Raw genomic sequence first — 18,252 nt, 5'->3', positions numbered from 1 at the left:
CCCCATATCCAGCTTCCTTCAGATTCCACCTCACGATGGACACCCTTGCCTTCGGCTATATCCTTCCCACCACCGGGCGGATTCCGGACTTGCACCGGTTAGAAACGTGCGCCGCCGGGCGCACCAAAACAACAGCCCGTATCCCCACGCCAACGATGGCGCTGAGATGCAGGCTGTCTGTACCTATCTCTGTATCTATATCTGCTCTCTTTATTCTGCTATTTTTTCAGTCTCTCATTCTTCTGTCTCTGAAACCTCAATCCCCAGTTCCTCCAGCTGCTTTTCATCAACCGGAGCCGGAGCCTCTGTCATCATATCGGAAGCATCCTTCACCTTCGGGAATGCGATTACGTCACGGATGCTGTCTGCCCCCACCATAAGCATGATCATACGGTCAAGGCCGTAAGCCAGGCCTGCGTGAGGCGGAACTCCGTATTTGAATGCGTCAAGCAGGAATCCGAACTGTTCCTGCGCCTGCTCCGGGGTAAAGCCCAGGACTTCGAACATCTTGGACTGGATATCTCCCTGATGGATACGGACAGAGCCGCCGCCCATCTCGGTACCGTTTAACACGATATCGTAGGCTTTTGCACGCACTGCCCCCGGATCGCTGTCGATTAAATGCCAGTCTTCGTCCATCGGCATGGTAAATGGATGGTGCATGGCAACGAAACGTCCCTGTTCCTCGGAATACTCAAGAAGCGGGAATTCGGTTACCCATAAGAACTTAAAGTCGTCCTTCTTCAGTAAATCCTGCTGTCTTGCCAGTTCCAGTCTTAAGTTTCCTAATACGTCAAATACCACTTTATCTTTGTCAGCCGCAAAGAGAAGCAAATCTCCCGGCTTTCCAGCCATAGCTTCCACTAATGCGTGAAGTTCATCCTCTGTCATGAATTTTGCAAAGGAGGACTTGTAAGTGCCATCCTCAGCGATGGCAATGTAAGCCAGTCCCTTTGCCCCGAAGCCTTTTGCATACTCCACCAGGGCGTCGATCTTCTTACGCGGCATGGCTCCCTGCCCGTCAGCGTTGATACCGCGCACGGAACCTCCTGCCTCCAGGGCATTTTTAAATACGGCAAATTCGCAGCCGCGGACCACATCGGACACATTCTTCAGTTCCATGCCAAAACGCAGATCAGGCTTATCGGAGCCGAATCGGTCCATCGCCTCGCGCCATGTCATTCTCGGAATCGGAAGTTCCAGATCGAAATTACAGATTTCCTTAAATAATCTCTTTAACAGTCTCTCATTTACATCAAGGACGTCTTCCACATCCACGAAGGACAGCTCCATATCGATCTGCGTAAATTCCGGCTGTCTGTCGGCACGCAAGTCTTCGTCGCGGTAGCATCTGGCCAGCTGGAAATAGCGGTCATAGCCGGAGCACATGAGCAGCTGCTTAAATAACTGCGGAGACTGCGGAAGCGCGTAGAATGAACCCGGATGAACACGGCTCGGTACAAGATAGTCGCGTGCGCCTTCCGGTGTGCTCTTGATTAAGGTCGGGGTCTCAATCTCGAAGAAACCTTCCTCTGCCAGAAATGCTCTCGTGATGATGGCGGCCTGGCTTCTGACCATGATATTTCTCTGGATATCCGGTCTTCTCAAATCGAGATAACGGTATTTTAAACGAAGCTCTTCCTTCGTCTTGCTGTTCTCCTCAATCGGGAATGGCGGTGTCTCGGACTCCGAAAGAATGCGAAGACTCTCTGCTCTGACTTCGATATCGCCGGTAGCAAGATTCTCGTTCACTCCGCCTGCACGCTTCTCCACGTGTCCGGTCACGGCGATAACAAATTCGCTTCTCAGCTTTTCAGCCTTTGCAAAGCTCTCTGCACCACAGTCGCTCTCTTCAAAGATAATCTGCAGAATACCGGAACGGTCTCTTAAATCCACGAAAATAATACCGCCCTTGTTTCTGCTCTTCTGCACCCAGCCCATGACGGTGACGGTCTCACCGACATTGCTGCTCGTAACCTCTGTACATCTATGGGACCGTTTCAGTCCCAGCATTGATTCTGCCATAATATGCCTCCTTGCTTTCTGGATACAGGCTTTTTTATTTTAAGCCTTCTCTGTAAAATTCTTTAAACTCGGTATAGCCCTCTTTCTGAAGGTTTTCCTTCTGGAACTTCTTATTCTTGTTCATCTGGGAAACGAGAACGGAAACGCCCCTGGCCCGCTCGTCCATGGCCTCTTTGATCGCCGCCGTCATGACCTCAGCGCTGACGCCCTTCTCAATCAGGAATGCTTTCTTCTCCGTACTTCCCGGAACCGTAAATCCCTCTTCCATCAGGATGGTAATGATTCTCTCGAACCCGATGGAGAAGCCGCAGGCCGGTGTCTCCATTCCGGTAAACTTGCCGATCATCTTATCGTAACGGCCGCCGCCGCCGACCGATCCCGGGAACCCGTCTACCTGGATCTCATAGATTGTTCCGGTATAGTAGGACATTCCACGCACCAGTGTCGGATCGAATATAATGTCGAACTGGCTGGTGGCGATGCTGTTTACGCTGTCCATGATAGCGGCCAGATTTTCCGCCTTTTCCGGTTCCATTACATCCTTTAACGTCTCTCCGAGAGAACGGACACCTGCGGCATCCGGTGTCACCGAACCAAACAGCGCCAGATACTGGTCGATCTTGTCCTTTTCGTATCCGGCCTCGGAAAGTTCAGAAGCAACGCCTTCCATGCCGATCTTATCCATCTTATCCAGAATAATAAATACCTGGTCAAAGGATTCCTCCGGGAATCCGCAGTAAGCAGCCATACCCTTTAAGATATTTCTGTCATTGATGCGGACGTGGTATCCCTTGAAGCCAACTTTACCGAGCAGCGTGGTTGTCGCAAGAATCAGTTCAATCTCTGCTAATCTGCTGGGATCGCCCAAAATATCAATGTCACACTGGACAAACTGGCGGAACCTTCCTCTCTGAGGCTTGTCCGCTCTCCATACGCTGCCCATCTGAAGCGCCTTAAACGGTGCCGGAAGCGATGCCGCGTTATTGGCATAATAGCGGCATAACGGCACGGTTAAGTCGTAGCGGAGGCCGCTGTCTGTTAAGTCGTTTTCCGTCTCCGCCGTATCGAGACGCAGCTTCTCCCCGCGCTTCATGATCTTGAAGATCAGCTTTTCGTTGTCGCCGCCCTGCTTGCTCGTCAGGTTTTCAATATGTTCCACACACGGGGTATCAATGGAAGTAAATCCAAATCCACGGTATGTCTCACGAATCTGGTTCATTACATAGTCCCGTACCGCCATCTCTGCGGGCAGGATATCTTTCATGCCGGTTACCGGCTTCTTTTTCAGTGCCATACGTCTCACTCCGTTATCTTTTTATTCTTTACTGGTCTGTAATCTGGTGCATTCGCGTAAATAATATGTCTTTCTCTATTTTACTGGTCTTTTCGAGTTTTGCAAGCGTTTTTTGTAATTTTCCTGATATCCTGATATAATTCAATTTCTGATATATTTCTGTTTTGAACTTTTCGGCTTATCAGGAATAGACATACGGAGCAATCCGTATCTCAGCAAAGGTGACAGAATATGATCTCTGAAATAACTCTGTGCCTTTATACCACAATAATCCTGCATTTCTTTCCTCGAACGACCAGTATTACAGAAATCTAAAAGACTTTTTAATTGCTCCATATCCAGTTTAACTTCAGAAAGAACAGCCCTTTCAACTTCACCACTAACTTCACCACTAACTTCACCACTAACTTCACCACTAACTTCACCACCAACTTCACCTTTTTTAACAATTGAAAATGGTCCTACGGTTCCAGTTGCGGCTTCATTGAGTGGAATAATGGTCCTGAATATATCACCTTCGATAAATTGAGGTTCTCCTCCTGAGTATAACCTTGTATATTTATAAGTATTTCTCATACCAGATCCTAATTCATCTGCCAATCCAACTTCACGAAATACCTTAGAAATCGGTGGGTTCTTTGGAAATGGAGCAAAGTTGGAAAGGTTTAGGCTTCCATAACCATGAGAACGGTTACAGTTCTCGGTAAAAATTTGGTTTCTCTCAATAACCATTTTCGCAACATAAGCATTTGAAAAATCCCGATGTGCCAGGCTGTTTGATACGATTTCACGCAGAATTTTATCTCTTGCGCTGACACTTTGCAATCCATCCATCACGAACAGATCATTCAAATGCTTTTCACCAAATGAAATCATTCTATCATAACTGTCTAAGAGGTTCGTAATAATCACATCCCGGTCATCATATCGATCTGTATTAAATACACGAAAAATAACATCTGTCTTATAATGTGACAGTGCAGATAATATCAGATCATCCGGTCCAAATAAGAGAATAGCTGCCAGTGTAATTCCTTCTCTGTTGGTTTCCGGGTCCCGAAGAATCATGCCCGAACTACGAAGAATTTCTTCATCCGTCATTTGATTCCAAGGATGTTTTTGAGAACGGCTTCGGGTCATCCGCCGAGCGCGGTCAATCAGATCTGTCCTCAATTCGGAATAGCTAAAATGAGGAAATACTTTATTAACATAATAGGAATCTTGTTTTCTCGCATATAATCGATAAACAAGCCCCTCATTATTCGTAATATCTATATCGGATTCATAATTTCTATCATAAATACGACCATTGCATCGACATACGCTTGTCCCAACAGGAACATGAATATACAGAATATGGCGGCCATCCTGTTCAAATTCCACAGGAACTATATACAATGGAGGAAATATCTTATTCTCATTATTTATGCAGGTAACAAAATCTTTTTTTAACTGATCAATCCGATCTGGCTGAATGCCAAGAATCGTCCCGTTGTCTTTAACTCCTAAAAAAATATGCCCCCCATCCCGATTTGAGAAAGCACAAACACTCTCATATACATCCTTTGTAATATCCGTTGTAGACTTTTTGAACTCAACAATGTTATTTTCTCCATTGCTTATAAGTTGTAAAATTTCATCAGGGATCATACCACTTTACCTCCGCTGTATATCATCAATGAATTATTAATGTACCGAACCTACAGTATAACATTTATTATATTCGATACATAAAAGAATATCAATCTGTCATAACACTAACAAAGAAAACAGCGGATGAAATCAGGGCCATGTCTGAGGTTTTCACCATACAGACACAGCCCTTTCCTATCATCTATTTAATCTCTCCCCGAACTATAAACAAACGCTCCCGGAACCGCCTTAGACGGATCGTAATTCTCCAGGATTTTTCTGTATCTCTCCTTATATCCGTTATTCACATCCAACTGCGGGATTACCTTCGCTCCCTCTTCAAAGAAATGGATGGATCCGCGCCCCATCTCCTGGCCGCGTCTCGTGTGCTTATCTAAAGCCACATCGAGAATCTCGGGCACCTTGCCCATAGCCGCCTCCTTGATGATGATATTCTTTAAGTAATCACTGGAACGGTCCTTCGTACACGCACAGAGAATCCGAATCGCATGGATAAAGTACATCGGCTGGTCGCCGTCGTCGTAAGCGAATTTCTTCCGCATTTCATCCAGCGTATTGATCTTTCCGGCCGCATCGAGATCGCCGAAGCCGATGTCTTCCACCGAAATCGTGAGCAGACGATGCCAAACCTTCTCTAACAAAGCCGGGCCGGAGGTATACAGTTCATAGGCGTACTGGCATGCCTCCTCCACCATTCCCCGCCGGATCGCTTTCTGCAGACAGGAAATGATCTCATCTGCCGCAAATCCATTCTTTGTCGTGGCATTTGCCCATATCGTATAATTTGCCATCGTCATTCTCCCTTCTGATTCGTATATATTTCGATCAATTCTTCCACCAGGACGCGTACCAGTTCCGCCGACATAATCTGGTCCTCTGCATGGGACATTAACAGCGTAATCTGGGGTTCCAGCGTGTTCACCTCTTTTAGCAGGATCTCGCCGTGCTGCTCGTGGGCCTGGCGGTAGAACTGTTCGCCTTCCTTAATTCTCGGTTCCACCTGATCCCAGTTCCCCTTCTTGGCCTCCTGAAGCGCCTGCATATAGCTGGACTTGGCGCAGCCGGCGTAGGTCACGATCTGCATTGCACATTCCGATAATTTTGTAACATCAGCCATAATTTAAGCCTTTCTCATGATTTTTTAGCCAGTTCGATCGCAAAATCCAGGGCTTTGTCGCCGTCGGCCAGGGCATAAACCCTCGGTTCAATGCTTGCTACCGGTATGTTTAAGATACTCTTGATATTGTTCACCGCGTAAACCAGCTGCGGCCCTACCAGACACACATCCCATTTTCCGATTTCATCACTGATTCCCGCATTCGGCACCGCCTCACAGGTAAGCTCCATATTACGCTTTGCAGCCGCATCTCTCATCTTCTGCATAATGATTGAACTGCTCATTCCGGCGTTACAGCAAATTAATATTCTCATATTGCCTCCTCATTTACTATGTGCCCCGAGGGTTTATTTCTTAATTTTCCCGGGCTTATTTTGACTTTGTTCCACGATTTTTATTACTTTAATTCCGGCCAGTATTCCTTATTCGCCTCGATGTAATCGTCGAGGATCTTCTTCGCTACATTGGCGCTCGGAACCGTCTTTGATAAGGTCAGAGCCTGCCATAACTTATGGTAGCTTCCCTGCTCATAAGCGTCTACGGTCAGCTTCTCTACCGCAACCTGCTCTTCCATGAGTCCCTTCTGGAAGGTCGGGATCGTTCCGATGGTGATCGGCTCGTATCCGTCTTTTCCAACGATACACGGAATCTCTACCATGGCGTCCTTATCAAAGTTCTCGATGGCGCCATTATTTCTTACGATCAGCAGCATTCTCTCATGGGTATTGAAGGCCAGTGCCGTCGCCAAGTCCACGATAAAGGATGCGTGGATACCGATCTCCAAAGAGGTTCCCTCTGCCGTACCTGCCTCTGCAATCCTTGCGCACTCGCCGAATACCCGCTTTTCTCTTCCGTCCATAACCTGATTGGCTCTCGTATACTCCGGATTGGTATGGGCTACCATGTCGTCGCCGAATAAGTAGTACTGGAAGTAAGAATTGGGAGCCATGGTCGGGTCGATCGCGGTTAAATCCTTCACCTTCTTAGCCGTCTCATACCAGGAATTGTCTGTGTAATCTCCGTTATTTCCCTCTTCCGGAAGCGTGTTGCCATACTTTAACTGATGAGCGATCAATTTGTCGATATACTCATTGCCTTCCTTGTCCTTGATGGAGGTCCACCAGCCGAAATGATTGAGGCCGAAGTAGCGCACCGTCATCTCCTTGCGGTCGTTAAAGCCCAGAATCTTTGCGATGTTGTTCTCCATACCGATCGGCATGTCGCAGATATTGATGACTCTTGCGTTCGGTTTAAACCGTCTGCACGCCTCAGCTACGATAGCAGCCGGGTTGGAGTAGTTGAGCATCCAGCAGTTAGGGGAGTATTTCTCCATGTATTCGATGTTCTCCAGAACGCCCGGAATGGAACGCATGCCGTAAGCGATACCGCCTGGTCCGCAGGTCTCCTGGCCGACTACACCGTACTTTAACGGGATCTTTTCGTCTTTTTCCCTCATGGGAAGCTGTCCCACGCGGATATGTGCCAGACAGAAATCCACGTCTGTGTAAGCCGTCTCTGGATCTGTCGTCGCTACGAATTCGATGGACGGATCTTTCTCTTTTACAATGATCTCACAGGCCTTTGCCAGTCTTCCCTGGCGCTCTTCGTCATTGTCATACAGCTTGATGGCACGAAGCGGAAGCCTGTCTAAATTATCCAACAGCATAAGAATAATCTCAGGCGTATACGTACTGCCGCCTCCTGCGATAACTACGGAAAATTTTTTCTCACTCATTTTTACTTGCTCTCCTTCTATTCAATCTATCTATAGTTTCTGTCAGATTCATACTTTCGTTGTATTTTACTGTTCTATACTTCAGATGCAATTTATTGCTTTATTTCTAAAAAAGCTTTTTAAAACTTCGCTTAAAAAAGCTCAATAGAAGTGGATATACTGATCAAACGGTTTAAAAAGTCTTTTTCATCCGCCGCCTCATACAGCGTGTGTACCAGATTTTCATTCATGGCCACCTGTTTGAAGAACTCAAACAGAATACTCACGTCGTCATTGGGCCGTCCCTCAATGGCCAGAAGGAAGATTACCTTCACTGCCTTCCTGCAGACGGTGATGGGCGGTTTTAAGATAGCCGCCGCTACCGCGGTCTCCTTCGCAAACGTCATGAGCGGATGGGGAATCATCACGGATTCTCCGATCACAGTGGGATAATTGACTTCCCTCGACAGTACGTCTTCCACGTATTCTTCCATTGACTCGATCTTACCCTGCTCTTTAAACTTCTCTGAAAGCGTCCCGATAACCGTTTCAAAGGAAACGCTGCCGTTCCATTTTGCGGTCCCGCCGTCCTTTGCAAAGATCTTGACACACCTGGTATCAAAGTATTTGTTGACGATGACACTGAACCGCCTGCTCACCCTCATGCGTCTGATAAATCCGTTTAGCGCCGAGTAGTCCTGCTGGTTTGCAATTCCATTGATCCGGAATACGGGAATCTCCGTATTCACTCTCTGCCCTTCCGTAGAAATAACCAAGTCCACCGGATGGTCCTTCACGTACTGGTCCAGCTGGTGCTTCGGAAGGACCTTTACGATCTCAATCTGATTCTGGAAATGATCGTTTAACCAGCTGCACACCATGGCGCAGACACTCTGTCTCGGAGCGTTGATGATCACGGTCTTTAACCGCCGGTTTACCTTTTCCAGGAAATAGGCCACGTACAGGGCCATATAGGCAATCTCTTCGTCGCGGATGGGAATACTCTTGTACTTGAACATGATCGGTACGAGAAGAATCGCAATTTCGTAGGCATACGGATACTGAGTCTTAATGTCCTGCAGGATCGGGTTATCGATCCGGTAGCCCGTATCGATCCGGCGGATTAAATACTCTAAATGAAGCGCCATATTATTGAACAGCTCGTCGGACTGATGTAAGTCAAAGCTGTATTTATTTAATACCTCCTGGCAGAACTCATTTAAGATGACGCCGCTCAAAGCGCTGGCCCTCGTATTCTCCTCGCTCTGGACGAGCCTTACGGAATACAGGAATATCTTAAGCAGTGCTTCGTCGCTCTCGGTCAGTTCCACCTTCTGCGCCTTCAAATGGTACAAAAGATTGGTCAGAACCTCTACCACAAACTCCTCTGCCTTTAAGCCGGTCAGCTCATGGCCCTGGCGCTTTCTCATGATGGTCGCATAAATAGCGTTGGCCACCATGTAAAGGCTGGCGTCTGACACCAGAATCTCGTGGCTTCCAAAGTAGTTCTTAACCGCATTTACAAAAGTTTCGTACTCCCCCCGGTCATATTCGCCGAGAAAGATCAGTCCCAGATAATCACTGTTAAAATCCGTATGAGTCTGGACTTCATATTTAATAATGTTAAAAATAGATAATCGTATCTTTTCTTCATTTTCCACGATCCGGACCTGGCTTCCTTCCAGAAACAGGACCGTCCAGTCCATCTTATCTTCCAGCATCTTCCGAAGCTTCTGCACTTCTTCCCGAAGCGCTGTCTGGGATAAGAACAGCTCCTCTTCCAGATCGTATAAATTGCAGCTTCCGTTCTCCAGGGCGTGGCCCAGAATCGCGTAGCCGCGGTTGTGGGGAGCGATGACCCAGGCTCTGTCATCGCCTCCCTCTAACACTGCCCGAAAGTCCTCCATATCCTCCTGTGTGATATAGTAACCGATTCGTTTCGAGGCTTTTATGGAGGGGTATGCCGTTCGCCCCTCCGTCTGGCAGAGAGACAGACTGCTGCTTAAGGCCGAGTTTATCTGAAGGATGTCATTCCTGATGGTTCGCGACGACACCCCAAAATACTTTGCCAGTTTATCACCCGTGATTCCTGACACATTATTCATGATATACTCTATAATCTCTGTCTGCCTTTTTGTAAATACCATGTTCTGTTTACTCCGCTTCGCTCTGAGCTTCTCTCTTCAGTTCGTCTTTTTCCATCATCTTAAAGAAAGGATAATAAATCAGTGCCATGATGATCAGTGATACAAATACGAGAACCACGCTTCTCCAGTCATACGTTGTAAGGAACGCACCAACGCCCGGAGGCAGGAATCCTGGAGGCGCTGCCACCGGATAGCCAACCAGCCCCACCTTCATGCTGAAGTATGTAAGCACGGTGATCAGCAGCGGCCCGAATACGAACGGAATGAACATATACGGGTTCAGCAGAATCGGGAGGCCGAAGATAACCGGCTCATTGATTCCGAAGATAGATGGAACGAGTGACGCCACACCGATGGATTTAAACGATTTCGCCTTTGACTTCATCATAAATAAGACAAGGCCCAATGTCAATCCGGAACCTGCTACCTGAAGGAAATTATAGTAGAGTCCATAGGTGAAGATGTGGGTAACCGGAGCACCCGATGCATAATTAGCCATATTTTCTGCCTGGTAAGCGATTGCAAATGCAGCCCACACCGCAGAGGTGATGGACGGTCCGTGAAGGCCGAAAAACCATAAAAACTGTGTCAGGAAGATAACGATCAGCAGTGCCGGAAGCGTATCCATGGTGTTGATAGCCGGAGCTAAGAGCTTCATAATAGCTGCCGGGAATGCAAGTCCGGTAACAGCAATCGAGATATTAGCGATGGCAACTGCCACAATAACATTGACTACCAGAGGAATCAGGGAGGCAAAGCTCTCTCCTACCATTGGCGGCACTGACGACGGCAGCTTGATAATTACATTATGCTTAATTAAAAACCGTGTAATCTCCACACTCATAATACCGGAAATAATACTGGTAAAGAGGCCCGAAGCACCTAAAAACTCAGTGCTGATTCCACCCTCGATGGAAACGGCGGAAAGGATCAGATGAACGATGATCGCCGTGATCCCGGTCTGTGTATTATGGACACCGTATCTCTTTGCCAAAGCCGTAGCAATGAAGAACGCCGCGAAGATTGACAGTAAATCGTTGGTAAAGCCGGCCGCATACGTCAGCACGCCCTTATGGGCGGAGATAAAATCATGGATCGGCCCGGAAGCGATTAAGTTGTTCAGCGCGATCGGCAGAAGAAAGATAGATCCGATGATGATGACCGGAATGTCCGCGATCATACCGTCTTTGATTGCCTGGAGCCAGTTGTTTTTCTCTACCCAGTTGGCAATGGGCATCATGTACTTCATAAGCTTGTCCTGAAAACCTGTGGTTTTCTCGTTCATAAAGAAATTTTCCCCTTTGTGGTTTGTTCTTAAGGCCTTAATATTGTAACTAGAGTGTACCTGATTTTGATTTTCAGTGCAAACAGGGTTTTTCCTAAGTGATAGGAAAAGAGACAGCCATAACCTTTCTCAGATTATGGCTGTCTCCTTCTGTCATATTTATCATAAAATTTACAATTCCGAATGAAACCGTACCATGTACGATCCTGTCCGCCAGCAGCTCGGACTCCGCTCCCGGATGACTCAAAATACTGCCTACAGATTCACCACATTCTGCAAAGTCCCATTTAAAAACGCTTTTACATTATCCACTGCAATGTCCATCAGCCGCTTTCTGCTCTCTTTAGGCGCCCAGGAAATATGAGGTGTAATGATGCAGTTAGGGGCATTCAGCAGCGGATTATCCCCTTTGATCGGCTCAGATGAGACTACATCCAATCCGGCCGCATAGACTTTTCCGCTGGCCAGTGCGTCTGCTAAGTCCTGTTCCACAATCAGAGGGCCTCTTGAATTATTCAGAATAATAACGCCGTCTTTCATCTTAGCGATGGTGTTCTTGTTGATTATCCCCTCCGTATCTGCAAACAGCGGACAATGAAGGGCGATAACGTCGGAACTGCCAAGGACTTCATCGAGATCCGCGTAACGGCATGTATCGCTTTCCAGTTCCGGATTTTGGAAGGTATCGTAAGCCAGTACCTTCATTCCCAGTGCCTGTGCGATTCTTCCCGTACTCTGTCCGATCCGCCCATAACCGATGATTCCCATGGTCTTGCCGCACAGCTCGATTAAGGGATAGTCCCAGAAACACCAGTCCGGATTATTCTCCCATCTCCCGTCATGGACCGCTTTATCGTGATGGCCGATATGATGGCAGATCTCCAGCAGAAGCGCGATTGCAAACTGGCCCACAGCTTCCGTTCCATAGGAGGGAATATTGCAGAGGGGGATCCCCTTTTCCTTTGCGGCTTCATAATCCACTACATTGTATCCGGTTGCCAGCATCCCTATGTACTTTATGTTTGGGCAGGCATCCATGGCCGCCCTGGAAACCGGCGTCTTGTTGGTGATTACGATCTCTGCATCACCGATTCGGCGTATAATTTCCATCTGGTCGGAGACAGGGGTTCTGTCATATACTGTCAATTCTCCCAGCTTCTCCATCTCTTCCCAGCTTAAATCGCCGGGGTTCTCCGTATAACCGTCTAAGATCACAATTTTCATATTGCTTCCTCATTTCACATGGTTCTCTTACTTCCCAAGCAGTTTCCCCTTCCTCTCCAGCATCTCGTCGATCCTGGAAATATACTGCTCCACATCCTTAACATTTTCCACCCGTTCCAGCCGGTTCTCCCGCGGGAATACCACCTTCGTCGTGGTTCCCGCTCCGCAGGCGGCAATCGTCTGCTTTTCTTCCATGATCAGAATGTTATAGATACACGCTTTTCCCGGTCTGGAGTACCCCACATTTTCAAAATTACCGGCCATGTTTTTCTGGCGGTATAAATAGTAGGGCTCCTGTCCCATCTCGCGGGCATAAGCGGCAGTCAAATCGATCATCTCCTGAGTGTTCGTGATCTTTAAGTCTCCGTATTTCTCCTTAAACATGTTAAGTCTGGCCGCGCGTTTGATGGCCAGAGAATGTACAGTGATACTGTCAGGATCAAGCGCTTTGATTTCCTCCATGGTCCGGCGGACGTCTTCCAAATCCTCCTCCGGGAGTCCGATAATCAGATCCATATTGATATTATCGAATCCCATTTCCCGGGCGAGACGGTATTTTTCTTTAACCAGATCCACCGTATGGCGGCGGCCGATTAAATCCAGAGTCTCCTGCTTCATAGTCTGGGGATTGATAGAGATACGGGTAACGCCGTAATCCAGAAGAACCTTTAATTTATCCTCTGTGATACTGTCCGGCCTGCCGGCCTCTACCGTAAATTCCTTCACTTCTGAAAAATCAAACGTGGCCTTTAGCTTCTCCATCACCCGCTCTAAGTGTTCCGCCGACAGCGATGTCGGAGTTCCGCCGCCGAAGTATACGGTATCAAGAGTTCGGCCCGCCATGGTTTCGGCCACATAATCCATTTCCTTAAACAGCGCCGCTAAATATTCGTCCATCCGCTTTTCCCAGCTTTTAATAGGGAATGAGGTAAAGGAACAGTAAAGGCACGTCGTGGGGCAGAACGGGATTCCGACATACAGGCTGTAGCCGTGTTCGTAATCAATTGCCGACAAAAGCTCCCGTTCCCGCTCAGCAATCTCGATACTCAAATCGATCTTGGCGTCGCTGGCTAAATACGTCTCTTTCATATAAGTACGGATCTCGTCCTCCTGTTTCCCTTCCAGAAGCTTTGTCATGGCTATCTTCGTCGGACGGATTCCAGTCAGTGTCCCCCATGGCAGTTCTTTCTTCGTCTTTTCCGAGAGCAGGCCGTAAAGCATGCGTTTAATCCGGTTTTTAGTCTCAAAACGATTGGAAAAATCCGCCTCCACGGATGCCTTGTTCTCCAGCATTTCACCATCTTCCCCATACTCTCTGACGGTCAGGGAATACCGGTTTCCTCCTGTTGTTCCATATACAGAGAAACGGGGCATCTCATCCCCGTCCCTTTCTTCATGAATATATGTCTCTCCCGGGTAAAAAGCCATGAGCAGTTCCCGGATATCCTGCTCGTACGCGTTGTCGTCTAATATAATTCCTATCATGGTATGTTCGTTCCTATCTATTGTAAAATGCGACCGGATTATGAGTTTTCTCATGTCCGATGGTAGTCGGCTCCCCGTGTCCCGGATAAACCATCGTGTCATCCGGAAGTACGAATAATCGTTCTTTGATCGAGCGTATGATATCAGCAGAGCTTCCCGTCGGGAAATCGGTCCGTCCCAGGGATTCTGCAAATAACGTATCACCGGATATCAGAACCTCCTCCTCTTTGATCCACAGGCAGACAGAGCCCTCCGTGTGGCCGGGAGTTTCTATGACCTGCCACTTGAAACCGGCAAGCTCCAGGATATCCCCATCCTTTACTAAATGGTCCGGGCTCAGTGTAACTCCGGTTCCATAGGAGGCGGTCAGGTTAAGCCGTGGATCGCCCAGAAGCTTCGCTTCCTTCTCAGCGGCGTAAACGGTTATCTCCTTAAATGCACGGCGGATCTCCTCCACCGCTAAAATATGATCAAAATGGCCGTGGGTCAGCACGACCGCCTCCGGAATAATCCCACACTCCCTGCACGTATTCAGGATATGGGCTCCGTTATCTCCCGGGTCCACGATTACCGCCCTTTTTAAATCTTCCCGGTAAACCAGGTAGCAGTTAGTCCCGACCATACCTACAGTACACGTTCTGATTCTGAAATTGCTCATACGTTTATCCTCTCTCCGCTGGTATTTAAGAAAAGAGAAAACTGCGTTATCCCGCAGTCCTCTCTATATCGATTACGCCTTCAATTTGTCTCAGTTTATCGGTCAGCCGGTTCAGTTCCTCCACGCCATGAATATCGAACGTCATGGTGATGGTCGCCTTTCCCTGCTTATTCGTTCTGGAATTCATGGAGGTGATATCGATCTGCCGCTCCGTGAAAACCTTGGATATATCCACAAACATGCCGATCCGGTTGTTTGCATAGATCTTGATCTCCGTCGAGTAGCGTTCCTTCGTATCGTCGCCCTCCGGTGTCTGCCATTCCGCGTCGATCAAACGGCTCCTTTCATCTTCCGGAAGATTGATGACGTTCACGCAGTCGGTTCTGTGGATGGAGATTCCACGGCCGCGTGTGACAAAGCCTACGATCTCGTCGCCCGGTACCGGACTGCAGCATTTGGAAAAACGGACCGCAAGATCATGGATTCCCTTGACTACAATGCCGCTCTTGCTGTGCTTGTTGACAGGCAGTTTATTACTCATGTCCTCGATATCATTTAAAATCGTGGTATCGGTGACCTCTTTCTTCATCTTTTTCGCCCGTTCATCCACCATCTTGTTGATGACCTGGCCTTCTTTCAGTCCGCCGTGGCCAATCGATGCCAGCACGGAATCCCAGTCGCGGAACGCATAGCGCTTCATGACCTTATCCTGATATTCAGGCTTATTAATGTCGGAATAGACGATTCCCTTGGCCTTGCAGTAGCGGTCCACCATCTCCTTGCCCCGGAGAATATTATCCTCCTTGAGCTCGGTCTTGAACCACTGGTTGATCTTATTCTTAGCCTGGGTGCTCTTTACAATATTCAGCCAGTCCCGGCTCGGCCCCTTACAGTTCTGGGAGGTAATGACCTCCACCTGGTCGCCGTTCTGAATGACATAATCAATGTTCACCAGCTTGCCGTTCACCCGCGCTCCAACCATCTTGTTTCCTACCGCGCTGTGGATGGAGTATGCAAAGTCAATGGGTGTGGAACCACTTGGAAGATTCTTGACATCGCCGGATGGAGTGAAGCAGTAAACACTGTCGGAAAACAGGTCCAAATCGCCCTTGACCATGTTTAAAAATTCCTTGTTGTCCGACATGTCTTTCTGCCATTCCAGAATCTGGCGCAGCCAGCTTAACTTCTCCTCTTCCTTGCCTGCAGCCACCTGGCCGCTTCCGCTCTCCTTGTACTTCCAGTGAGCAGCAATACCATATTCCGCAGTCCTGTGCATCTCATACGTACGGATCTGGATCTCAAACGGCTGTCCGTTGCTCCCGATCAGCGTCGTATGGAGCGACTGGTACATATTGGGCTTCGGCATGGCGATATAATCCTTGAATCGTCCCGGAATCGGCTTATACAGTTCATGGATGACGCCCAGCGCCGCATAACAATCCTTGACGCTATCCACAATAATCCTCACGGCAAACAGATCGTAAATCTGGTCGAGAGTCTTATTCTGGTTCACCATCTTTTTGTAGATGCTGAAGAAATGCTTCACTCTTCCATCTACCTTGGCTACAATGGAGGCCTCCTTTAAATGTTCCTGCACCTCATCCACGATGCTCTTTACAAATGACTCTCTGGCATCTTTCTTTAAGGAAATCTTCTCAGCCAGATCGTAATATACGTCCGGCTGCAAATATTTTAAGGACAAATCATCCAGTTCGATCTTGATTTTGGAAATACCAAGCCGGTGGGCAATGGGCGCGTAGATCTCCATCGTTTCACGGGCTTTTTCCTTTTGCTTCTCCGGCTTCATATACTGGAGCGTTCTCATGTTATGGAGACGGTCCGCCAGTTTAATGATGATGACACGGATATCCTTTGCCATGGCCAGGAACATCTTCCTCAGATTCTCGGCCTGCAGCTCCATCTTATCCATGGACCAGGACAACTGAGTCAGCTTTGTGACGCCGTCGACAAGAAGCGCCACCTCTTCCCCAAACTCTTTTCCCAGCTCTTCCAGGGTCATAACCGTGTCTTCCACCACATCATGAAGAATCCCTGCTGCGATCGTCTCCTTATCCATCTCTAAATCGGCCAGAATAATCGCAACACAAAGAGGGTGAATGATATACGGTTCACCCGACTTTCTCTTCTGCTCCTTATGAAAATTATCAGCGACATGATAGGCCTTTTCGATCATGCTGATATCATCGGAAGGATGGTATCTCCGGATACTGGCGATCAATTCCTGATACAGTACCTCGGGACTGGTAAAATCTGCCGGTGCCTCCAGTTCCTCATCATTAGGCGACTTGATCTCCATCGTACCGTCAACCCTTCCAACTCCCAATGGAGTCTTATTCAGTTTTTCCATGGTTGATTCATCTGCCATATACTGTCACCTTTTCGCAACTTATCGTTTCATTTAAACATAGTTAACATTTATTATAAAATTTTTTGACGAAAAATGCAAATAGTTTTTTATTGCTGCTTAAACAAGCGGTTCATTCTGCATACTCAACCGACAACTTTCCGGAAAAAACGTCAGCCACAAAACCGAGGCTGACGTTATGCGTTCCTGCTAATTTTCTTTATCCAACTGCGTATTTACAACACAGACCGGCATACTTATCCCTTTTATTTCCCGTAGATAACTGAATCTTCCGGTTTCACTGTCTCTTAAATAAACCGTAATATTGTCCGAATCACGATTAGCGCATAATAAATATCTGTCCCGAGAGGCAAGAATAAAATCTCTGGGATGCTTTCCTTTACAGGATATATTAAAAAGACGTTTTATCTGCCCTTCATCGGATATCCGGTATACTGCAATATCATCAGCCCCACGGTTAGAACTGTAGAGATATTTACCGTCCCCACTGATCCGTATGGCAGCGCCTATGGAATATCCCTCATACCGGCAAAGTGAATTTTCTTTACCAACAATCTTAAAGCCTGATTCTGTATTATAGTCCAGGATAAAAATCTCAGAAGAAAGTTCTGCCAGGACATAGGCAACACTGCCATTTGGATGAAAAACCATATGTCTCGGCCCTGATCCCTGTGGAAATGTGACGCCCAGTTCCTTTTTTTCTTCCAGTTTCATACAGGAATAGTTCACTTCATAGACAACCAGGCGGTCTATCCCCAGGTCACACACACATATCCTCTTCCCGTCCGGTGTAAACCATACAGAATGCGCATGAGCCTTCTCCTGTCTTACCGGATCACGTCCCTGTCCCGTATGAATCTTTTCATCCAGCAGTTCCCCGATCCCGCCGTCCTCTCTGAGTTCATACATTAAAATACTCGCATCCCGATAGCTCACGGCAAATAAAAGCTTTTCTTCCGGATCGAGCGCCGCGTGAACCAGCCCGGCCCCCGGCGCCAGTACCTTATTAATCAGTGTAAGCCCTTTGTCTGTACAGTGAAAGGCCGCAATCTCTCCACGAATCCCCGGCTGTGCCTCTGAAACAGCATACAATACTTTTTCATTTTGGGACAAAAGAAGATAAGTGGGTGATATCATCTCTGCTACAAGCTTTAGCGGCCCCTCCTGCGCATACCCCATGTCCACAATAATCTGATAAATTCCCCTGCTGCTCTGCTGTGTATATGTTCCAATAAATAATCTGTTTTTCATCATACACCACCTC

General features: G+C 47.6%; 14 protein-coding genes. All 14 read right to left on the bottom strand.

Annotated elements, in window-relative coordinates; all coding sequences use genetic code 11:
* Positions 1-234: 234 nt before the first annotated feature.
* Complete coding sequence (gene aspS, locus NE473_RS22520) at positions 235-2,025, bottom strand: aspartate--tRNA ligase (protein ID WP_022030856.1); 1,791 nt, start codon at positions 2,023-2,025, stop codon at positions 235-237.
* Between the two features lie 34 nt (positions 2,026-2,059).
* Positions 2,060-3,319 carry a histidine--tRNA ligase gene (gene hisS / locus NE473_RS22515; protein WP_256265390.1) on the bottom strand — a complete coding sequence of 420 codons (1,260 nt, stop codon included), beginning with the start codon at positions 3,317-3,319 and terminating at the stop codon, positions 2,060-2,062.
* A 141-nt stretch (positions 3,320-3,460) separates the two neighbouring features.
* Positions 3,461-4,969: an RNA/DNA-binding domain-containing protein gene (locus NE473_RS22510; protein WP_055650905.1), complete on the bottom strand. Its 1,509-nt coding sequence runs from the start codon at positions 4,967-4,969 to the stop codon at positions 3,461-3,463.
* Positions 4,970-5,157: 188 nt separating this feature from the next.
* Complete coding sequence (locus NE473_RS22505; protein WP_242866180.1) at positions 5,158-5,763, bottom strand: hypothetical protein; 606 nt, start codon at positions 5,761-5,763, stop codon at positions 5,158-5,160.
* A gap of 2 nt (positions 5,764-5,765) precedes the next feature.
* Entirely contained in the window at positions 5,766-6,089 is a 324-nt protein-coding gene (locus NE473_RS22500) for a PTS sugar transporter subunit IIA (RefSeq protein ID WP_006775287.1), read from the bottom strand.
* A gap of 14 nt (positions 6,090-6,103) precedes the next feature.
* Positions 6,104-6,403 (bottom strand): PTS sugar transporter subunit IIB, encoded by a 300-nt coding sequence (locus NE473_RS22495; RefSeq protein ID WP_039892328.1) that lies wholly within the window; start codon positions 6,401-6,403, stop codon positions 6,104-6,106.
* An 83-nt stretch (positions 6,404-6,486) separates the two neighbouring features.
* Positions 6,487-7,824 (bottom strand): 6-phospho-alpha-glucosidase, encoded by a 1,338-nt coding sequence (locus NE473_RS22490; protein WP_006775285.1) that lies wholly within the window; start codon positions 7,822-7,824, stop codon positions 6,487-6,489.
* 131 nt (positions 7,825-7,955) lie between these two features.
* Complete coding sequence (locus NE473_RS22485; RefSeq protein ID WP_256265389.1) at positions 7,956-9,950, bottom strand: BglG family transcription antiterminator; 1,995 nt, start codon at positions 9,948-9,950, stop codon at positions 7,956-7,958.
* A gap of 7 nt (positions 9,951-9,957) precedes the next feature.
* Positions 9,958-11,235 (bottom strand): PTS sugar transporter subunit IIC, encoded by a 1,278-nt coding sequence (locus NE473_RS22480; protein WP_055650907.1) that lies wholly within the window; start codon positions 11,233-11,235, stop codon positions 9,958-9,960.
* Positions 11,236-11,490: 255 nt separating this feature from the next.
* On the bottom strand, positions 11,491-12,459 hold the full coding sequence (locus NE473_RS22475; RefSeq protein WP_055650908.1) for a D-2-hydroxyacid dehydrogenase: 969 nt from the start codon (positions 12,457-12,459) through the stop codon (positions 11,491-11,493).
* Between the two features lie 27 nt (positions 12,460-12,486).
* Complete coding sequence (hemZ, locus tag NE473_RS22470) at positions 12,487-13,944, bottom strand: coproporphyrinogen dehydrogenase HemZ (protein ID WP_055650909.1); 1,458 nt, start codon at positions 13,942-13,944, stop codon at positions 12,487-12,489.
* 13 nt (positions 13,945-13,957) lie between these two features.
* Positions 13,958-14,602 carry an MBL fold metallo-hydrolase gene (locus tag NE473_RS22465; protein WP_039892326.1) on the bottom strand — a complete coding sequence of 215 codons (645 nt, stop codon included), beginning with the start codon at positions 14,600-14,602 and terminating at the stop codon, positions 13,958-13,960.
* Between the two features lie 46 nt (positions 14,603-14,648).
* Complete coding sequence (locus tag NE473_RS22460; protein WP_081034936.1) at positions 14,649-16,988, bottom strand: RelA/SpoT family protein; 2,340 nt, start codon at positions 16,986-16,988, stop codon at positions 14,649-14,651.
* Positions 16,989-17,177: 189 nt separating this feature from the next.
* Complete coding sequence (locus NE473_RS22455; RefSeq protein WP_070102811.1) at positions 17,178-18,242, bottom strand: lactonase family protein; 1,065 nt, start codon at positions 18,240-18,242, stop codon at positions 17,178-17,180.
* Positions 18,243-18,252: the final 10 nt, after the last annotated feature.

It is taken from the genome of Hungatella sp. SL.1.14 (assembly GCF_024460495.1).
GTDB lineage: Bacteria > Bacillota > Clostridia > Lachnospirales > Lachnospiraceae > Hungatella > Hungatella hathewayi.
The sequence above is the reverse complement of the archived record's forward strand: the minus strand, read 5'-3'. Positions and strand labels throughout refer to the sequence as shown.